We start from the raw sequence: 16,595 nt of genomic DNA, 5'->3' as shown, positions 1-16,595 counted from the left end.
ATACATCAGAAAAACCAAACCGGCGAACCAGTCTGGTTTTTAATTTAAAAAAAAGATTACTGAACATTTACCTGTACAGGTGGTGCATAAATTGTATATTGACTGGTTGTGTCAATGTTATAGGTATAGCTCGGCATAACGTAAGCTGTCCCTTTCTCAGAGAAACTCAGTTGCCCTTGCGCATTCTGGCTGTATTTTCCGGAAGTAGGTAATAGCAGCATCTGACTAAAAGTAATATTGCTAACTTGGCCTTTCTGCGTAATCTTTTCACCCTGAATACTGACAGGCTTGCCAGTGCTGGCATTAACCTGAGCAGGGACTTTGAGTTTTACCACAAAGTCTGATGCATCATGAGCGTAGTCAGTGGTTAAACCATGAGTTCCTGCAATATACATCCGGTTGAAATCGGCCTTATTTGTACGGAAAGTCCATGGCCAGAAGGTTACACCCCGGTCTTTGGCCATGTTCATTAAATTGGTAGACAACCCATTATAGGATGGATTAAAGGTAGAGGAATACTGCTGCGTTGCATCTAGGATACGACGTGTATTGACTATATCGCTTTCTGCGGTAGGAGTGTTGGTTAGAAAACCGGTAGACACACCCGGTAAAATATTTTTCATCTTTAAAAGTTGAGGCCCATTAAAACTGATCACCACGACTTGATCATAAACATCATGTTTATCTAACAAAGCTTTTAATGCAGGTACAATTTCTGGTTTGGAACTTTTGATTTCAATAAAATGCATTACATTCTTATGAGTTTTTAAAGCGTCCAGAAATTCCTCTAAAGTAGGTACAGTACGGTTATAGCCTAGTGTACGAAGCTGACGTACTTCAGCTAATGTCATATCTTCAATATTACGGTCTACCCCAGTTGTCCGTTTCGCTGACCCATCATGCATAATGACAATATGACCGTCAGTAGTCAGATAGATATCGTTTTCAACTGCATCTGCTCCTACTTCAACGGCCTTTAATGCACCTTCTAGAGTATTTTCATCATCAAGTGCCGGTATACCACGGTGACCGGTAATAAGCGGTTTGCGAAGCAGAGTATTTGGTTTCATATTTTTCATGATGTTCTGAAATACATCAGGAGAGGTAGCAATAATTCCATTAACCCCACTTGTAAGAATCCTGGCAGCCTTTACCGGATCAGTAGTGGTGCTATAAGCCCACGGTGTAAGCAATAACCGTTGTAAATGGCTAACAGTGATATCATTCACAAGCTGCTCAGGTAAAATTATAATTTTTGCCAAAGCCGTATTGGTGTTATGAGTAATAGTGACAATATCTTTTACGCTATTGGTCAGGTTTAGCTGTTTTGAATAATCCAGTGCAGTCCGTACTGTGGGCAGGCTGATACGGGCTTTACGTAGTAGCTCGACGTTGTCTGAACTTAACGTAATGTCTGCAATATCAACTGAATCTGAAAATACCTTTAAATGTTCAATTGTTGACTCGTTTTTAATGCTGAACAGGGGCATGGTGTTACGTTTAGGATCACCTAAATAATCTTTTAGAGAAGTGATTTTTTTATTGGATGTATCAAGAATATTTAACTGATCGTCCAGCTGATAATAAACTTGGCTTACAGCATTTGAAATCACTCCTTGAGTTGAGGCGGGTTGAATCAAAGTGGGTGCCATAGAAACCGGCAGGCTCTGCTCGGCTATAGGCGTAACTTTATTTGATTCAGGCAAGGCATCCAACTGTTGGGTAACCCTGATACTATCTACCCGCATCAAGAGACCCGCAGTCGAGAGTCCTATTCCGCCCTGGTTCAGGTTGTAAGGTAAAGTGGTATCGTGGATCAGATTATTATCTAGATAATGGCGTACCCGGTTGCCGGATACGACTACCGTGGCTTTATAGGTTCTATTACCTTCAATATTTTCTTTATAGGCCCCTTTTTGTAAAACATTCCATGCATTGGTAGGCTGTCGTAATGCCAGTTCTACACCACTTGCTCCAGTTGCCTCGGCACGAATTGCAAACTGGTAATAAGGTGTAAATGCCGGTTCACTTAAAGCATCAGCTGCACGATACATAATACTGCCCCAGCGGGTAGCATTATTTTTTTCGGGGTAGCTAAACTCAATATCGATCCGATAGTCGCGTAATTTCTGCAATTCTTCAGGCAAGATAACCGAAGTCATCTGGGTATCATTAGCCCGGCCATCAATAAATAGGCTGCCATTTTCTATATAAACTTTTCCCGCATTTGCTTTAGGGGCAATCCAGCCTGCCGGAAGTGCGGACAGCTGGTCAAAAGTTTCATCAATGTAAATTTTGGGTTGTGGTACTTCTTCACTTGGGTCGGTGGGAGTTGGAGCTGGAGGAGTCACTACTGGCGTATCATTCGAGCCGTTATTTCCACTTGAGTCGTGATCATCATTACAGGCGACAAGGCCCAGAACCAGCAAGATAGTAAAGCTCAACTTGGCAAATTTCATGAGTAACCTCAGTTTTAGTTATAGTTCGGGCCAGAAGGCTAGAGCACTAAAATGACAAGTAGATGGATTCAGCAGTTATTTAAAAAATTCTTACATATTAAAGTTTTATTAATTTCATATGGATGAGACACAAGTATGCTGATAGCTAATGTTTTATGCGGGGAATGTAAATAAGTGGAGTGAAAACCGGTAATCTGCCGGTTACTGTTTAAATGTATACATAAGTCCGGCTAAGCTTCATTGTGGCAAATTTATATGTTCAAATAGCAGCTAGAAACTTGAACAGTAACAGATAGGGAAAGATCATGTCACAGCAAACCACCATGCAACAGGTCATTATTACTGAACCGGGCGGCCCAGAAAAGCTGGCCTATGAAAGTGTTGCTATTCCAGTACCAAAAGCTGATGAAGTTTTAGTCAAGGTTCATGCTTTCGGAATTAACCGGCCAGATATCCTGCAACGTCAGGGACTTTATCCGATGCCTGCAGGGGTCACTCCGGTTCCTGGTCTGGAAGTGGCTGGTGTGGTCGAAGCAGTAGGTACAGACGTAACTCAGTTTAAAGTAGGTGATCAGGTCTGTGGACTTACCAATGGTGGCGGCTATGCCGAATATTGTGTAGTACCTGAAACCCAGACCCTGATGGTTCCAGAAGGAGTCAGCCTAGTTCAGGCTGCTGCTATTCCAGAAACATTTTTTACGGTTTGGGCTAACCTGTTTCAGATGGGTAAAGCCAAAGCAGGAGAAACTGTACTGATTCATGGTGGCACCAGTGGTATTGGTACTACAGCCTTAATGTTATGTAAGGCACTAGGCATTAAAACTTTCGCCACAGTCGGCAGTGATGAAAAAGTTGCAGCAATTGCGCATCTGACAGATGCGATTAATTATAAAACCCAAGACTTTGAAAGCTACATTACTGAGAAGACTGACAAGAGCGGTATAGACGTGATACTGGATATTGTTGGGGCACCCTATCTTGAACGTAACTTGAACCTGCTGCGTAAAGATGGTCGTTTGGTTTATCTGGCCTTTTTAGGTGGACGTAAAGCCAAAGAAATAAACCTTGGCCATATTATGATGAAACGTCTGACTATTACTGGTTCGACCATGCGTGCACGCAATACTGCAGAAAAACAGACCATTACTGAAGGTCTAAAACAGCATGTTTGGCCTTTATTGGAAAAAGGTGAGTGTTTGCCAATGATTTATCAGACCTTTAAGTTCGATCAGATACAAGATGCTCATGCAGCAATGGATACGGGCGAACATGTAGGCAAAGTTGTAGTAGAAGTACTCTAATCTGTATTTTTGTTATTAAAAAGCCGCCTGTTAGGCGGTTTTTTCTCACCATGAAATTTAAAATAGAGAGAAACATGAATTTAAATACGGTCCCATATCTAAAATCACATTTTCAGAAGTCATTTTATGTCAAAATAAGCGTTTAGTATATTGTCCAAGGACTTTCCATGACTGAACACTCTTCCGAACAGCTTAGCGATATTGAAAAACTGGATATTCTAAATGCCATGAAAAATGATGCCTTAGATACACAGGCAAAAGAAATCATTCGTTCCGGTGGCAAGGCTGGACGTCAGGAAAGTCATCGGGATGCTCTGATTGCACTGAATCAGGCTTTTGAAAATAATTTTGTTGAAGCGGTAACCCTTGCACTAAACCTAAATGAGGCCCAGGCCAAAAAAATTCGCTATAAGAAAGACCGTATTCGTATTCTTAAAGCACACGGAATCGATTACATGGCAATTGATGGGGCACAAACTGCTCAGGTATTGGCACAAGTAGCTCAGGCAATTATCCGCGAAGAAGCAGTAGTGACTCATGACCTGCATAATATCTTTCCATTCTGGAAAGAAGGCTGGCCAATGGTACAGTTTGACAATGCCTATAAAATCTTATCAGAAGATATCCAGATTCATTATGAGGCAGTACTCGATACTTTGCTGAATCTGCAATAAATCATTTCATGCAAAAAGAGCCAGCTGGCTCTTTTTTAATGTCCTTATGAATATGATTTTATAATTATTTATAATTCATAAAAACTGCATAATTAAATCGGCCAGTTAATTGAAAATTATATACTTCCAGTTAATTGCTTTAAGGCGGTTAAGCTAATTTGCCAACTGCTTAAGTTTATAGCTATATGATGTCAACGAAGCTCAAGAAAAATGAGCTAGCAAGCCGTAAAGCTTAAATAACTTCTCTTTATCTAATCATTTATGCCACACGTTAGATGGCAGAAAAAATTAGAGAAATACAGGTAGGTAAATCTCCTGTTATTTTTATTCCTATAAAATTCTCTTATTCCTGCTCTGTAGAAGGCGTAGCGTTGGGTTCCAGCATACGGGTCACTAGAAGCTGATCTATTTTGAAATGGTCAACATCCACGACTTCGAACTTGTAGTTGGTATAAATTACTACATCGGCAGGGCGTGGAATCTTGCGGAGCTGGTACATCATAAAACCAGCTAAGGTTTCATAGTTGTCTTCATCCGGCATTTCATCAATTTCGAGGGCATGTTTCAAATCTTCGATGGGGGTACTGCCATCAATTAACCAGGAATTATTATCCCGTTTAATGATTTGCTGTTCTTCTTCAAGTGGCGTCACCCAATCCCCCATAACAGTAATCATAATATCACTTAAAGTGATTACCCCAACCACCAAGGCATATTCATTAATAACAACTGCAAACTTTTCTTTGGTTGAACGAAAACGGTCAAGCAGTTCAGAAAGCGTTAGCGAATCTGGTATGGTCAATACAGTACGTATGGTATTTTCATTGAGTTGAAGCAGGGACTGGTTATTTAAAATTCGTACCAATATATCTTTGGCGTCTACATAGCCAATTACTTCATCGATATGTTCATTACAAACCAGAAATTTTGAATAGGGATATTCTGCCAGTTTCTGACGAATGCTGGCTTCGGACTCTTTTAAAGTAAAGTACACCACATTTTCGCGGGTGGTCATACTTGAGGGTACGTTACGTTCTTCTAGCTCAAAAACATTTTCAATAAAATGATGTTCCTGTTTTTGCAAGACACCCGCCTGTGCACCTGCATCCATTACGGCAGAAATATCATCAAAAGTAATATTGTCTTCCCTGGTGGTATTTACTTTAAATAGCCGAAACAAAGTATTGGCAATTGCATTAATGAACCAAGCCAAAGGTTTACAGACCTTGATAAAAATCTGTATAGGATTAATCACCGAAACAGCAATTTTCTCAGGCGCAATCATGGCCAAACGTTTTGGCATGAGATCTGCGAACAGAATAAAAAGTGAAGTTACCAGCGTAAAGGAAAGAGCAAAACCTATCGTTTCTGTCCAGGGCCCTTCATAAAAACGGTCAATCAGATTTACAAAATAAGGGCGGAAAGCAGCCTCACCCAAAATACCACCTAAAATTGCTACCGCATTTAGACCAATTTGGGAAGCTGCGAAGAAGTCTGCCGACTGCTCTTGTAACATTAAAACTTTAGTTGCCCGCTCGTCTCCGGATTCTGCCAGAATCTTGAGCTTGACCCGACGAGCGCCAGCCAGTGCAATTTCAGTTAATGAGAGAAAACCTGCACCAATGATCAGGAGAATAATGATGACAATATTTTGAAAAAGGCTCACAAGACACCTGTGTGATTCATCGTTATTATGAAATTGTTTTAACACAAAAAAGGCTTAAGGAATAAGAATTCTCCTTAAGCCTTAGAGTATAAACCGAAAAATAGAAAATAAAGAAATTTACTCTCTAGTAATGAGGTGATAATTGTGAATTATTCATCAGAAATTCTCGGTTTTCATCTTCAATCATCTGACGGGCTACATATAAAATTAACTGACGTAACCAGCGATGGGCAGGGTGATGATGCAAAAGCGGGCACCATGCCATCTTCAGCTCAAACTCAGGAATATAAAATGGCGGATCTTTAATAATCAGATTTTGGCTTTTCGCCTGTAGACGTGCGATACGTGTTGGTAATGTCGCAATCAGATCAACATTTGCAGCCAAGAGCGCCGGCATCTGGTAATGCCGGGTAAAAACTGAAATCTTGCGTTTCTGGCCAATACGTTCTAAAGCTTGATCAATCCAGCCCAGTCCGGCCTGTTTCTCAGGATTCACCCCAAAACCAACGCCCATACCTGTTTTAGACACCCAGATATGCTGGGCATCCAGATAACTTTTCAGGTTCAGATTGTTCATGGCGGGATGCTTGTTATTCAGCAGACAAGAATAACTGTCACGCCACACCAGTACCTGATGAAAACTCTGTGGAATCTCATTAAAACGGTTAATGGCCAAGTCAACTTTACCTTGCTCCATATCACGGTAAGACACATCGCTTGGTGTTAAGAAGTCCAGCACAACATTAGGTGCTTCTGAGCGCAAGGCCTTGACCAGACGTGGTACCAAGGTTGCTTCAGCATAATCTGAAGTCATAATGCGAAATACGCGATTAGACGTATAAGGACGAAATTCGGTACGTGGCTCCAGAATCATGGAAAGATCAGCCAGCGCATCACGAATACGCGGCTGTAACTCTAAAGCACGTTCAGTCGGGGTCATACCCTCAGATGAACGGATCAGCAGTGGATCATTGAACAGGTTACGTAAACGACGTAAAATATTACTCATGGCGGGCTGGGTTACCCCGAGTTGTTCTGCTGCACGAGTTACATTTTTTTCGCGAAGAAGGACATCAAGATAAATTAGTAGATTCAGGTCTACCCGCTCAAGATTCATAAAATAAATACCGAAAATAAAAATGTTAAATCATATTGAATTATGCCACAGTTAAATATATTTGTGCTAAAAGCACTGAAAAATTCAGATAAATAATCTCAATAAGTTTAAAAAGTATTAATCAGTAAAAATCCAATTTTATTGATTAGAATAATTATTTAACTTTAGATGTAGTAAAAATTTAAAAGTTTAATTTATATACAAATGTATTTTTATAAAAAACCTTGAATGATAATTTTTTCTCTTAATTTGTAAGCCCTACTTGGAACTATAAAAGTACTCCACTTAAGTCTAATAAACAAAAAATGGCTAAATATTAAACATTAAAAGTCAAATCTTATTTAAAATAATTTAATAAAAACAATAATATAATATGTTGAAACATAATTATAATACGACTTTGATCTAGGTATTTTCTAAAAAAATATTGAAAATCAGTGGAGAATATTGGATTAATTTTTTTATCACCACTAAGCTGTGTTCATCGTAACGAAGTGTTCTAAATCTAAACAAATTATACCGAGTATGATTTAGTACCTCGATTGATGAACTCCTAAAATGAATACAGGAAAATATCATGACTACATATCAAACAGCGATAGATGCAGTACGTGAATTAAAAGCTAAATTTGGCGACACTTGGCGTGATATCAGCCCAGAAGATGCTGCTCGTATGCAACTACAAAACCGTTTCAAAACCGGTTTAGATATTGCTAAATATACAGCTGCTATTATGCGTCGTGATATGGCTGCTTATGATGCTGACTCTAGCAAATATACTCAATCTTTGGGTTGCTGGCACGGTTTCATCGCACAACAAAAAATGATTGCGAACAAAAAATACTTCGGTACAACTGAACGTCGCTATATCTACTTGTCTGGTTGGATGGTTGCTGCACTTCGTTCAGAGTTCGGTCCACTTCCTGACCAGTCTATGCATGAAAAAACTTCTGTTCCTGCATTGATCGAAGAAATCTATACGTTCTTGCGTCAAGCCGATGCGAAAGAACTGAATGATCTGTTCCGTGCTTTAAATAAAGCTAAAGAAGCGGGTGATTCTGCAAAAGTTGCTGAAATTACTAGCCAGATTGATAACTTCGAAACTCATGTTGTACCAATTATTGCTGACATCGATGCTGGTTTTGGTAATGAAGAAGCAACTTACCTGCTTGCCAAGAAAATGATCGAAGCGGGTGCTTGTGCACTTCAAATCGAAAACCAGGTTTCTGACGCGAAACAGTGTGGTCACCAGGCTGGTAAAGTAACAGTTCCACATGAAGACTTTATTGCAAAAATTCACGCGCTTCGTTATGCATTCCTGGAAATGGGTCTTGAAGATGGTATCATCGTTGCACGTACTGACTCTGAAGGCGCTGACCTGACTCAAAAAATCCCAGTGGTTAAAGAGCCAGGCGACATCGCTTCTCAATACATCAGCTACCTGGATACAACTGAAATTGATATCTCTGAAGCTCAAGAAGATGAAATCCTGATTAAACGTGATGGTAAATTACACCGTCCTAAACGTTTGGCATCTGGTCTGTACCAGTTCCGTGAAGGTACTCAAATCGACCGCGTTGTACTTGACTGTGTAACCAGTCTGCAAAACGGTGCTGACTTGCTGTGGATCGAGACTGCAACGCCAAACGTTGAAGAAATTGCACACATGGTTAACCGTGTGAAAGAAGTTGTTCCAAATGCGAAGCTTGTTTATAACAACTCTCCATCGTTCAACTGGACTTTAAACTTCCGTCAACAAGCTTACGACCGTTGGGTTGCTGAAGGTAAGGACGTTTCTGCATATGACCGCGCTAAATTGATGAGCGCTGAGTATGACGATTCTGAACTGGCTGCCGAAGCTGATGCGAAAATCCGTACCTTCCAGGCAGATGCTTCTCGTGAAGCAGGTGTATTCCATCACTTGATCACATTGCCGACTTACCATACAGCTGCGCTCTCTACTCATGAGCTGGCTCAAGGTTACTTCGGTTCTGAAGGCATGTTGGCTTATGTTGCTGGTGTACAGCGCAAAGAAATCCGTGGTGGCATCGCTTGTGTGAAACACCAAGCAATGGCGGGTTCTGATATCGGTGATGATCATAAAGAAATTTTCGCTGGTGATAACGCGCTTAAAGCGGGCGACGATGCGAAAAATACAATGAACCAGTTTGCTAACCACTAAGGTTTAAGCTGGTTCAAAAAAACCCCGCTTCTGCGGGGTTTTTATTTGGTCGACGTTAAAGAACTAAAATAAATTTTTTTAAAACTCTTTCTTCAAGGTGTAATTCAGTTTGCTATCTATTTTTTCACCAGTAATGCGATCGCGCAATTCAGCAAAGCTTTCACCAATAAAATATTTACGCTGATCACTAGCCTGATCCAGTACAACTAAAGAAGGGTTGGCAGCATCAAAATGGAACAGCCCACGCACCTTAAATTTGTTATTTGGCCCTTTACCTAAATATTCTTCTGTCAATTCATAAGTTTTATCGGCATGCAGTTCCAGCTCTGTTTTAATGCCTTCGCAGTCAGCACAAGGTAATATACCTTCATATTCACCCTCCCAGTCGAGTGAGTTTTCAACATTATGGGCGCTATCCGCCATTTGAGCTTTACGAGAAGTCGATGGAGTAGGCGTCATTACAGTAGTAGCATGTCGATCATTATCTTTTTCAGAATGTTGAGTAGCCTGCTCATTTGTACTACAGGCCGTAAAGAAAATAGATGAGATCGTAAAAATACAGATAGTCTTTTTCATTATTCCCTCTTGGCAGTTCGTGAATAAATAATTTATATAGATAAATTGATATAAGTATTTTAATAGAGTAAGTATTTCGACTTATAGGTCATCATTAGAAATTACTACAACACTGTAAATAAAATGCTACTAAAATAGTTACAGGCCAAAACTGGCCTGTCTTTAACTAATTTTGTTATGTTGGAATGATCTGGTCAACTAGATAGAAGCTTGGTACAAAGTTATTTCTGCTTCTGAGGAATTCCTTTATCAATTTCTTTCTGCTGTTGTTCTTTCTGTTGTTCTTCTTTTTCAGAAAATTTTTCATGAGTATTGTCCGTATGCTGAATATGCGGATTATCATTCGCAGCGTTTGGTGTAGTCATAAGAATTACCTCTAACATGGCTATTTTATAGATTCAATATAGAAGTATTAAGTCTGTGTCACGAGTAGAGATCTGTATTTAAGTGTTAAGCAATGTTAGGTCTAAAATAACGCTATTTTATTTCGCAAATTATTCTTATATTAGTCTTGGATCAGATAAAATTAAATTTATACATATATATATTAATTGCATGTATTTTGATCAAATTTGGATTGAATCTCCCTCTTTTATACAGAATAAATTGTTAGAATCTGCCTCCTTTTAGAAAGTGGGTAAGCTTGAGTGTTAAGAAAAATTGCAGAATATAGCTTGGGCCTGATGGGGTGGGAAACAGATAACCAATGGCCACAAGGTCTTGAACAGTGTGTAATGATTGCTGCGCCGCATACCAGTAATTGGGATGCTGTTTATGCCCGGCTGGCCTTAAAAGTTTTAGGGGTTAATGTACGTATTACTATTAAAGACAGTTATATGAAGTTTCCTCTAGGACCGTTTGTTCGTGCTATGGGCGGTATTGGTATTGACCGCAGTCCAAAAAAAGAAGGGCAAGCCCGGGCAAGTATGGTGCAGCTGATGGCTGACCTGTTTAAAGAACATCCTCATCTGGTAATGCTGGTAACACCAGAAGGCACACGAGCCAAGCAAGAAAACTGGAAAACTGGTTTTTATCATATTGCAATGACTGCCGGTGTTCCAATTGCTCTTGCTTATATGGACTATAAAAAGAAACGGGCAGGAGTCGGTAAAATCATTTACCCGACTGGAAATTATGAGCAGGACATGCAGGAAATTATGCAGTTTTATGCCAATATCGAGCCTAAATTTCCAGAAAAGTTCAGTGTTGATGTACGTTATCTGAATTAATTTTGTTTACTATTTCCTGAATATAGAAAACAGACTCAAGTCTGTTTTCTATAAAATATATCTTAATGGTAGTCCTAATGGCCTGTTCTAGCATAATAAAACCAGTTTAGTTGGTTGAAGAGTGATTACGTTATTTCAGCACCAAGTATAAGCAGCAGAGAGCTTAACAATAATGGTATCCGTTATTTTTTAATAGGCGCTTGATATTAAGTCTTAAAACCTTAATTATAAATTCTCCCACTTTATTCATCTGGACTAATTCCTCCTAACGATTCGCAAGCCGCCTTATAAAGTTGATATTGTTGTGCTACAACTTCATCAAGAGGCATATCGAGCTCTGCTTCTCCATCCTTATAATTTTCTATATAGCTTCTTACTTTGGCTTTAGTGGCTCCAAGAGACTGCTGGTGATAAGTATTAATATCGCTGTGAGTAATCTGAGTACTTTCAATATTATTGCATTCAAACTGGCTGAACAGCTTCTCTGCTCGTTTAAGCTCAGCGGATGAGCCAAATGAACAGCCAGTCAAAAGGATTAGGCTGGAAAATAATGCTAAAATTTTCATTACTTTTTCATGCAGCATAAAAAGGGCGGTATTGTAACGACTTCCTGTTTATACTGCTGTTGAGAGCAGTAAAATTTTCTGGATTTTGTGTTTGCTTGTTGAATAAATCAGCAGTATTCCTAAATTTATTAAACAGAGTCGTCTTACCCTTTAACTAATCCACCATCTACAATCAGATTCTGGCCCGTCACTGCGCGTGCAAATGGGGACAAAAACATTAAAATGGCATCTGCAAATTCTTGAGGTGTAACTACCCTTCGTAGTGGTGTAGAGGCTGCAATAAGTTGAAAGACTTCATCTGGTGTGGCTCGGCTGGCGTCTGTAGCTTGTAACAGGCCGCCAGAAAGCATATTTACATTAATACCATATGACCCTAAATCATGTGAAGCAGTGCGAGTAAAGGCTAATAATGCAGCTTTTGCAGTAGTATAGTCATGATAGGGGACTACCGGATTCTGAACCAGATTAGTACCAATATTGATAATACGACCAAAATGTTCGGCTTTCATATCAGTAAATGCAGCTTGCGTAGTATTTAGTGCGGCCTTCACTGCACCTTCAAACTGGCTTTGCATTGTCTGCCAGCTTAGCTCTTCTATTTTGGGACGCGCATCGCCATTAAACTGAAATTGAACCAAGGCATTATTGATGACCGAGTTAACTGCCTGCCCGAAATGCTGTTTAGCAGCTTTAAACATGGCCTGTACCTGAGAAGAATTGGTTACATCAGCCTGATAAATAAAAATCTGTTCTGGAAAATCTTGTTGTAACTGTCGTGCTGTTTCATGACTGCTCATATAGTTAACTACTACACGGGCTCCCTGACTCACTAATGCTTGAGTGATCGCTAAGCCTAAACCACGGGCTCCTCCCGTCACCAGTACTACCTGTTCTTGAATATTCATATAACTTTATCCTGTAACTTTTTAGTTAAAATGGCAATTTATGGGTAAGAGATAAAAATGAAAGCCATTTTAAATCCTGTTGAAATCGCATTCGGCCTGTAATGGGCTGATATACGCCATTGTAATTCTTCTTTTAAATTAGAAGTTAGAAATAATATTTTAAATATCTGTAATTTAATATAAAAATAAATAATGAACAAAAAATGAAGAAAATTTGCAGAGCTTAAAGAGACTGAAATATTCGGCAACATTGTATTGGCTGATTCTTCATAAAGCCCTTTCATACTCATTTTTTATTAATAAGTAATTCAGGAGGTAAGATGAAGCAGCTGTTCTTACTATGGTTAACCATGGCGGTATTCAGTGGAGCTGTTGCGGCGCATATGAATGATTATCCGGAACAGTCTGTAAAATCTTCTTCACCGGTGTACCATTTTAATTTACAGGCTGGAAACAGCCGGATGACTGAAGATGTTAAAAATGGCCGGCCACGACCTAATCTTATCCAGTCTGGTCGGGGGAGCCGTTTACAGGGAAACCGCAACCTACGGCCATAACAATAGAACTAGGTCTGCGCTATTTACTCTGTTTCTGGTAAAGACCGGCTCTTACTGTACCAGCCTTGGTTTGCTTAAGCAGTTGCCAGTTCGCAGGCAACTGGAGCTGCTGTAACTCCCGATCTGCTTCTACATAAATATAAGCCTGATCTTTAATGAGTGGATCAGCTAGCTCAGCAAGTTCCTGCCACAAGTCCAAGCTATAGGGAGGGTCTAAAAACACTACATCAAAGCTTTGTTGAAGTGTAGGTAAAACGTATTGTGCAGTCGCAATCTTGAGCTGGCTGTTTTCAGCTTTTAACAGCTGACGGTTTTGCTGAAGGAAGCGGGCCTGTATAGTGTTGGGTTCAATCATAACAACTGAAGCGGCGCCACGTGACAAAGCCTCAAAAGCAAGTGCACCGGAACCTGCACAGATATCTAGAACATGAGCATTCTGGATTTCCCACATGAGCCAGTTAAACAGCGTTTCACGTACCCGGTCTGGGGTGGGCCGTAAGCCTTTAATACTGGCAAATGGCAGCTGACGCCGTTTCCATTCACCACCAATAATGCGGAGCTGGTTTTTCATCTTTAATCACTCTCTACATTTTGTACGCGGCTGGCCGTATTGGATTGAACAACAGGCTGGTTTGTACCGGATGCTGTTTCAGGTGCAGGGAGGCCTGTAGTACCACTAGGTAGCTCTGCCGGTTTAATACCGGCAGTCATCAAGCCACCGCTGATCTGGTGTGCGCTTGGGCGGATCGGATTTTTCTCTTTTTTGACCAGCCAGTAATCGAAAATCGGGCGGGCGAGCTGTGCAGCGGAACCACCATGACGACCATTTTCCCAAACTACTGCAATGGCAATTTCAGGATTTTCAGCCGGTGCAAATCCTACAAATAAGCCATGATCAAGCTGGCGTTCAGTAAGCAAAGACTCATTATAACGCTTGCCTTGAGCAATACTTTTAACCTGTGCTGTCCCTGTTTTTCCAGCAATATGATAAGACAGGCCACTACGGATTCCTTTACCTGTGCCGGTTTGAATTACGTCCACCATAGCCTCACGCATCTTGATCCAGTCTTCAGGTGTTCCATTAAACTGGATTTTTCCATTGGTGCCGTTATGCACATGGTAAGTTTTGGTCCCGCGGGTCTCACGTAAAACATGAGGCGTTACCCGGGAGCCCTGATTGGCCGTAATAGCTGTGGCAAGAGCCAGTTGTAGGGGAGAGGCAGTAAATGCACCCTGACCAATACTGACTGAAATTGTTTCACCTTTAAGCCATTTTGCTTTACGGGTACGCATTTTCCATTCAGGATTAGGATACAGACCTTCGCTTTCGCTAGGCAGATCTACGCCAGTTTTTTCACCAAAACCAAACTGACGCATCCAGGCATTCATTTTCTCAATACCCATACGGTAAGAGAGCACATAGAAGTAAGTGTCGCATGATACATTTTGAGCTTTATGCAAATTTACCATGCCATGACCAGTTTTTTTATGGTCACGGAAACGGTGGCTGTCACCGGGCAAAGTAAAGTAACCCGGATCAGAAATAGCAGTATTCCAGTCGACATAACCATAATGAATACCACCTAATCCAAACATGGGTTTGATGGTTGAACCCGGAGGATAAGCTCCCTGTACGGCACGGTTATATAAAGGCTGGTCCAGATTATCACGGAGACCGCTATAGTCTGTATGGCTGATACCAGTTACAAATAAATTCGGATTAAAGCTGGGACTGGAAACCAGCGCCAAAATTTCACCAGTACGAGGATCAAGGGCAACAATGGCGCCACGACGGCCAGCCAGCTGTTCCGTGGCAACCATTTGTAGGCCATAATCAATAGAGAGATAAAGGTCATTACCACGAACTGGGTCTTTACGTCCCAAATTGCGTAACACATTACCATGTGCATCTGCCTCAACTGACTCGTTCCCGGGAATACCATGCAGCAGTTCTTCATAGGACTTTTCAACACCAATTTTTCCAATCAGGTTGGTGCCGGCATACAGATCTTTATCAATTTTCTTAAGTTCTTTATCATTAATCCGACCCACATAACCAATAACATGGGCAAATAGGTCACCATGTGGATAATAACGAGTCATCTGGGTTTCAATATTGACTCCCGGAAACTGATATTTTAATTCGCTAAACTTGGCAATATCTGTCTCGGTCAGATTCATTTTGATTGCCACACGTTCAGTTTTTCTGGAAGCTTTGATTCGGCTTTCAAAACGGGCAATATCTTCAGGAGTCAGACTTAAAACTGGAGTAAGACGCGCCAGCGTAGCCTCAATATCTTCGATATCTGCACGGCTCATGGTCGCTGAAAATACCGGATAATTATCAGCCAGAAGAATACCGTTTCGGTCATATATATAGCCGCGGGCAGGTGCAATCGGTTGCAGGCGAATACGGTTTTTATCTGAAGCTGTACTGAACTCGTCATAATGCGCAATCTGCAAATATGCGTAATGTCCTGCGAGTAAAAGTAAAAAGAACGCCACAATACCCATTGTGATGAAAATGCGGCTACGATAAATCCGCTTTTCCTGCTGTTCATTTTTAAGGGGGAAATGCTGCTTCATACGGCGTACTTTGACCAAACGTACAGGGAGAACAAATGACCGGCTATTTTAGCCTATCATCATTTGGAATGATCAGTTATTTTTAAATAAAGTAAAAAATAAATAAGCTGCCCATTCTTTGACTTTATAGACAGCAAAATTCTAAAGTGCTGTATATAACAAGCATATTAATTCTGTTAAAGTCAGGAATTAGGCCAGCTGGACTGCTGTTGTTTTTACAGGGAAAATGGAGAAAATAATGAGAAAAATCTATCCCTTACTGGCACTCTTTGTGCTGGTAAATGCTGCCCATGCCCAAAATTTACTTCAGGCCAAGCTGGGAGCAGAGGACGCTGCTAGCTGGAATGTAGGCGCAGGGATAACCCAAGAGCTTCTTCATCTAAATGCTGAATGGGTTAATCAATATGGTATTGCTTACACTAAAGCAGGTGTTTTTCTGGACGATGATAATCCGTTTGGTGCCCAAGTTGGCTTCCGTTATCCATATTATTTCACCGGAGAAGCTAAAAACGGTTACTATATCGGTGCCTATCTGGGACATCTCGACAGTCAATTTAAGAATAACGAGTACAAGTCTCGTTTAGGTGCTGGTATAGATTTAGCATATGTCTGGCTCAGTCCTGAACGGATCAGTACCTTAAGTGTCGGACTGGGAGCGGCAGAAAAATTTAAGAACCAGGCGGGTGAAGTAACTGCCGATACTGAACCTCAACTACAATTTTCTTACACCCTGAGTTTTGGCCTGAAGTAAAAATAGCGAACTTGATAACGTGAATA

General features: G+C 40.6%; 15 protein-coding genes. 6 read left to right on the top strand and 9 right to left on the bottom strand.

What is annotated here, in order from left to right:
- Positions 1–56: 56 nt before the first annotated feature.
- Positions 57–2,459 (bottom strand): glycerophosphodiester phosphodiesterase family protein, encoded by a 2,403-nt coding sequence (locus B3R63_RS08330; RefSeq protein WP_286729703.1) that lies wholly within the window; start codon positions 2,457–2,459, stop codon positions 57–59.
- 305 nt (positions 2,460–2,764) lie between these two features.
- Between B3R63_RS08330 and B3R63_RS08325 the strand changes: the two genes are divergently transcribed.
- Positions 2,765–3,760, top strand: a complete 996-nt coding sequence (locus B3R63_RS08325) for an NAD(P)H-quinone oxidoreductase (protein WP_286729700.1) — start codon at positions 2,765–2,767, stop codon at positions 3,758–3,760.
- Between the two features lie 167 nt (positions 3,761–3,927).
- Positions 3,928–4,434, top strand: a complete 507-nt coding sequence (locus tag B3R63_RS08320; protein WP_248122095.1) for a hypothetical protein — start codon at positions 3,928–3,930, stop codon at positions 4,432–4,434.
- Between the two features lie 343 nt (positions 4,435–4,777).
- On the opposite strand, the gene B3R63_RS08315 is transcribed toward B3R63_RS08320, so the two are convergent.
- Both B3R63_RS08315 and B3R63_RS08310 read right to left on the bottom strand, forming a co-directional pair.
- Positions 4,778–6,100 (bottom strand): hemolysin family protein, encoded by a 1,323-nt coding sequence (locus B3R63_RS08315; protein WP_005019087.1) that lies wholly within the window; start codon positions 6,098–6,100, stop codon positions 4,778–4,780.
- Positions 6,101–6,224: 124 nt separating this feature from the next.
- Positions 6,225–7,217 (bottom strand): LysR family transcriptional regulator, encoded by a 993-nt coding sequence (locus B3R63_RS08310; RefSeq protein WP_005019090.1) that lies wholly within the window; start codon positions 7,215–7,217, stop codon positions 6,225–6,227.
- Positions 7,218–7,794: 577 nt separating this feature from the next.
- Between B3R63_RS08310 and B3R63_RS08305 the strand changes: the two genes are divergently transcribed.
- The gene (locus B3R63_RS08305; protein ID WP_005027281.1) at positions 7,795–9,399 is read left to right on the top strand and encodes an isocitrate lyase; all 1,605 of its coding nucleotides are present in this window, start codon (positions 7,795–7,797) and stop codon (positions 9,397–9,399) included.
- Positions 9,400–9,477: 78 nt separating this feature from the next.
- On the opposite strand, the gene B3R63_RS08300 is transcribed toward B3R63_RS08305, so the two are convergent.
- Together B3R63_RS08300 and B3R63_RS08295 are read right to left on the bottom strand one after the other, a co-directional pair.
- A complete protein-coding gene (locus B3R63_RS08300) occupies positions 9,478–9,975 on the bottom strand; it encodes a copper resistance protein NlpE (RefSeq protein WP_286729695.1) in 498 nt (165 codons plus the stop codon).
- A gap of 221 nt (positions 9,976–10,196) precedes the next feature.
- Positions 10,197–10,340, bottom strand: coding sequence for a hypothetical protein (locus B3R63_RS08295; protein ID WP_286729692.1), 144 nt, complete (start codon positions 10,338–10,340; stop codon positions 10,197–10,199).
- A 282-nt stretch (positions 10,341–10,622) separates the two neighbouring features.
- On the opposite strand from B3R63_RS08295, the gene B3R63_RS08290 reads away from it, so the two are divergent.
- Positions 10,623–11,204, top strand: a complete 582-nt coding sequence (locus B3R63_RS08290) for a 1-acyl-sn-glycerol-3-phosphate acyltransferase (protein ID WP_101161161.1) — start codon at positions 10,623–10,625, stop codon at positions 11,202–11,204.
- Between the two features lie 242 nt (positions 11,205–11,446).
- Here B3R63_RS08290 and B3R63_RS08285 read toward each other — a convergent pair whose 3' ends face one another.
- Both B3R63_RS08285 and B3R63_RS08280 read right to left on the bottom strand, forming a co-directional pair.
- The gene (locus B3R63_RS08285; protein ID WP_026055455.1) at positions 11,447–11,770 is read right to left on the bottom strand and encodes a hypothetical protein; all 324 of its coding nucleotides are present in this window, start codon (positions 11,768–11,770) and stop codon (positions 11,447–11,449) included.
- A gap of 143 nt (positions 11,771–11,913) precedes the next feature.
- Positions 11,914–12,675, bottom strand: coding sequence for a 3-oxoacyl-ACP reductase (locus tag B3R63_RS08280; RefSeq protein WP_286729688.1), 762 nt, complete (start codon positions 12,673–12,675; stop codon positions 11,914–11,916).
- Positions 12,676–12,995: 320 nt separating this feature from the next.
- On the opposite strand from B3R63_RS08280, the gene B3R63_RS08275 reads away from it, so the two are divergent.
- Complete coding sequence (locus B3R63_RS08275; protein ID WP_005027268.1) at positions 12,996–13,232, top strand: hypothetical protein; 237 nt, start codon at positions 12,996–12,998, stop codon at positions 13,230–13,232.
- A 19-nt stretch (positions 13,233–13,251) separates the two neighbouring features.
- On the opposite strand, the gene rsmD is transcribed toward B3R63_RS08275, so the two are convergent.
- Together rsmD and mrdA are read right to left on the bottom strand one after the other, a co-directional pair.
- The gene (gene rsmD / locus B3R63_RS08270; RefSeq protein WP_286729685.1) at positions 13,252–13,803 is read right to left on the bottom strand and encodes a 16S rRNA (guanine(966)-N(2))-methyltransferase RsmD; all 552 of its coding nucleotides are present in this window, start codon (positions 13,801–13,803) and stop codon (positions 13,252–13,254) included.
- Positions 13,804–13,805: 2 nt separating this feature from the next.
- Positions 13,806–15,818, bottom strand: a complete 2,013-nt coding sequence (gene mrdA, locus B3R63_RS08265) for a penicillin-binding protein 2 (protein WP_286729683.1) — start codon at positions 15,816–15,818, stop codon at positions 13,806–13,808.
- A gap of 238 nt (positions 15,819–16,056) precedes the next feature.
- On the opposite strand from mrdA, the gene B3R63_RS08260 reads away from it, so the two are divergent.
- Positions 16,057–16,569 (top strand): hypothetical protein, encoded by a 513-nt coding sequence (locus tag B3R63_RS08260; RefSeq protein WP_075040351.1) that lies wholly within the window; start codon positions 16,057–16,059, stop codon positions 16,567–16,569.
- The last annotated feature ends 26 nt before the right edge of the window (positions 16,570–16,595 follow it).

Source organism: Acinetobacter sp. UBA1297 (assembly GCF_002307755.1).
GTDB lineage: Bacteria > Pseudomonadota > Gammaproteobacteria > Pseudomonadales > Moraxellaceae > Acinetobacter > Acinetobacter radioresistens.
This window is presented reverse-complemented; position numbering and strand designations above follow the sequence as displayed.

Excerpts from the sequence above, each read along its gene's own strand:
- B3R63_RS08330 (WP_286729703.1), bottom strand. The coding sequence starts at position 2,459 with ATGAAATTTGCCAAGTTGAGCTTTACTATCTTGCTGGTTCTGGGCCTT.
- B3R63_RS08325 (WP_286729700.1), top strand. The coding sequence starts at position 2,765 with ATGTCACAGCAAACCACCATGCAACAGGTCATTATTACTGAACCGGGC.
- B3R63_RS08320 (WP_248122095.1), top strand. The coding sequence starts at position 3,928 with ATGACTGAACACTCTTCCGAACAGCTTAGCGATATTGAAAAACTGGAT.
- B3R63_RS08310 (WP_005019090.1), bottom strand. The coding sequence starts at position 7,217 with ATGAATCTTGAGCGGGTAGACCTGAATCTACTAATTTATCTTGATGTC.
- B3R63_RS08305 (WP_005027281.1), top strand. The coding sequence starts at position 7,795 with ATGACTACATATCAAACAGCGATAGATGCAGTACGTGAATTAAAAGCT.
- B3R63_RS08300 (WP_286729695.1), bottom strand. The coding sequence starts at position 9,975 with ATGAAAAAGACTATCTGTATTTTTACGATCTCATCTATTTTCTTTACG.
- B3R63_RS08295 (WP_286729692.1), bottom strand. The coding sequence starts at position 10,340 with ATGACTACACCAAACGCTGCGAATGATAATCCGCATATTCAGCATACG.
- B3R63_RS08285 (WP_026055455.1), bottom strand. The coding sequence starts at position 11,770 with ATGAAAATTTTAGCATTATTTTCCAGCCTAATCCTTTTGACTGGCTGT.
- B3R63_RS08280 (WP_286729688.1), bottom strand. The coding sequence starts at position 12,675 with ATGAATATTCAAGAACAGGTAGTACTGGTGACGGGAGGAGCCCGTGGT.
- B3R63_RS08275 (WP_005027268.1), top strand. The coding sequence starts at position 12,996 with ATGAAGCAGCTGTTCTTACTATGGTTAACCATGGCGGTATTCAGTGGA.
- rsmD (WP_286729685.1), bottom strand. The coding sequence starts at position 13,803 with ATGAAAAACCAGCTCCGCATTATTGGTGGTGAATGGAAACGGCGTCAG.
- mrdA (WP_286729683.1), bottom strand. The coding sequence starts at position 15,818 with ATGAAGCAGCATTTCCCCCTTAAAAATGAACAGCAGGAAAAGCGGATT.
- B3R63_RS08260 (WP_075040351.1), top strand. The coding sequence starts at position 16,057 with ATGAGAAAAATCTATCCCTTACTGGCACTCTTTGTGCTGGTAAATGCT.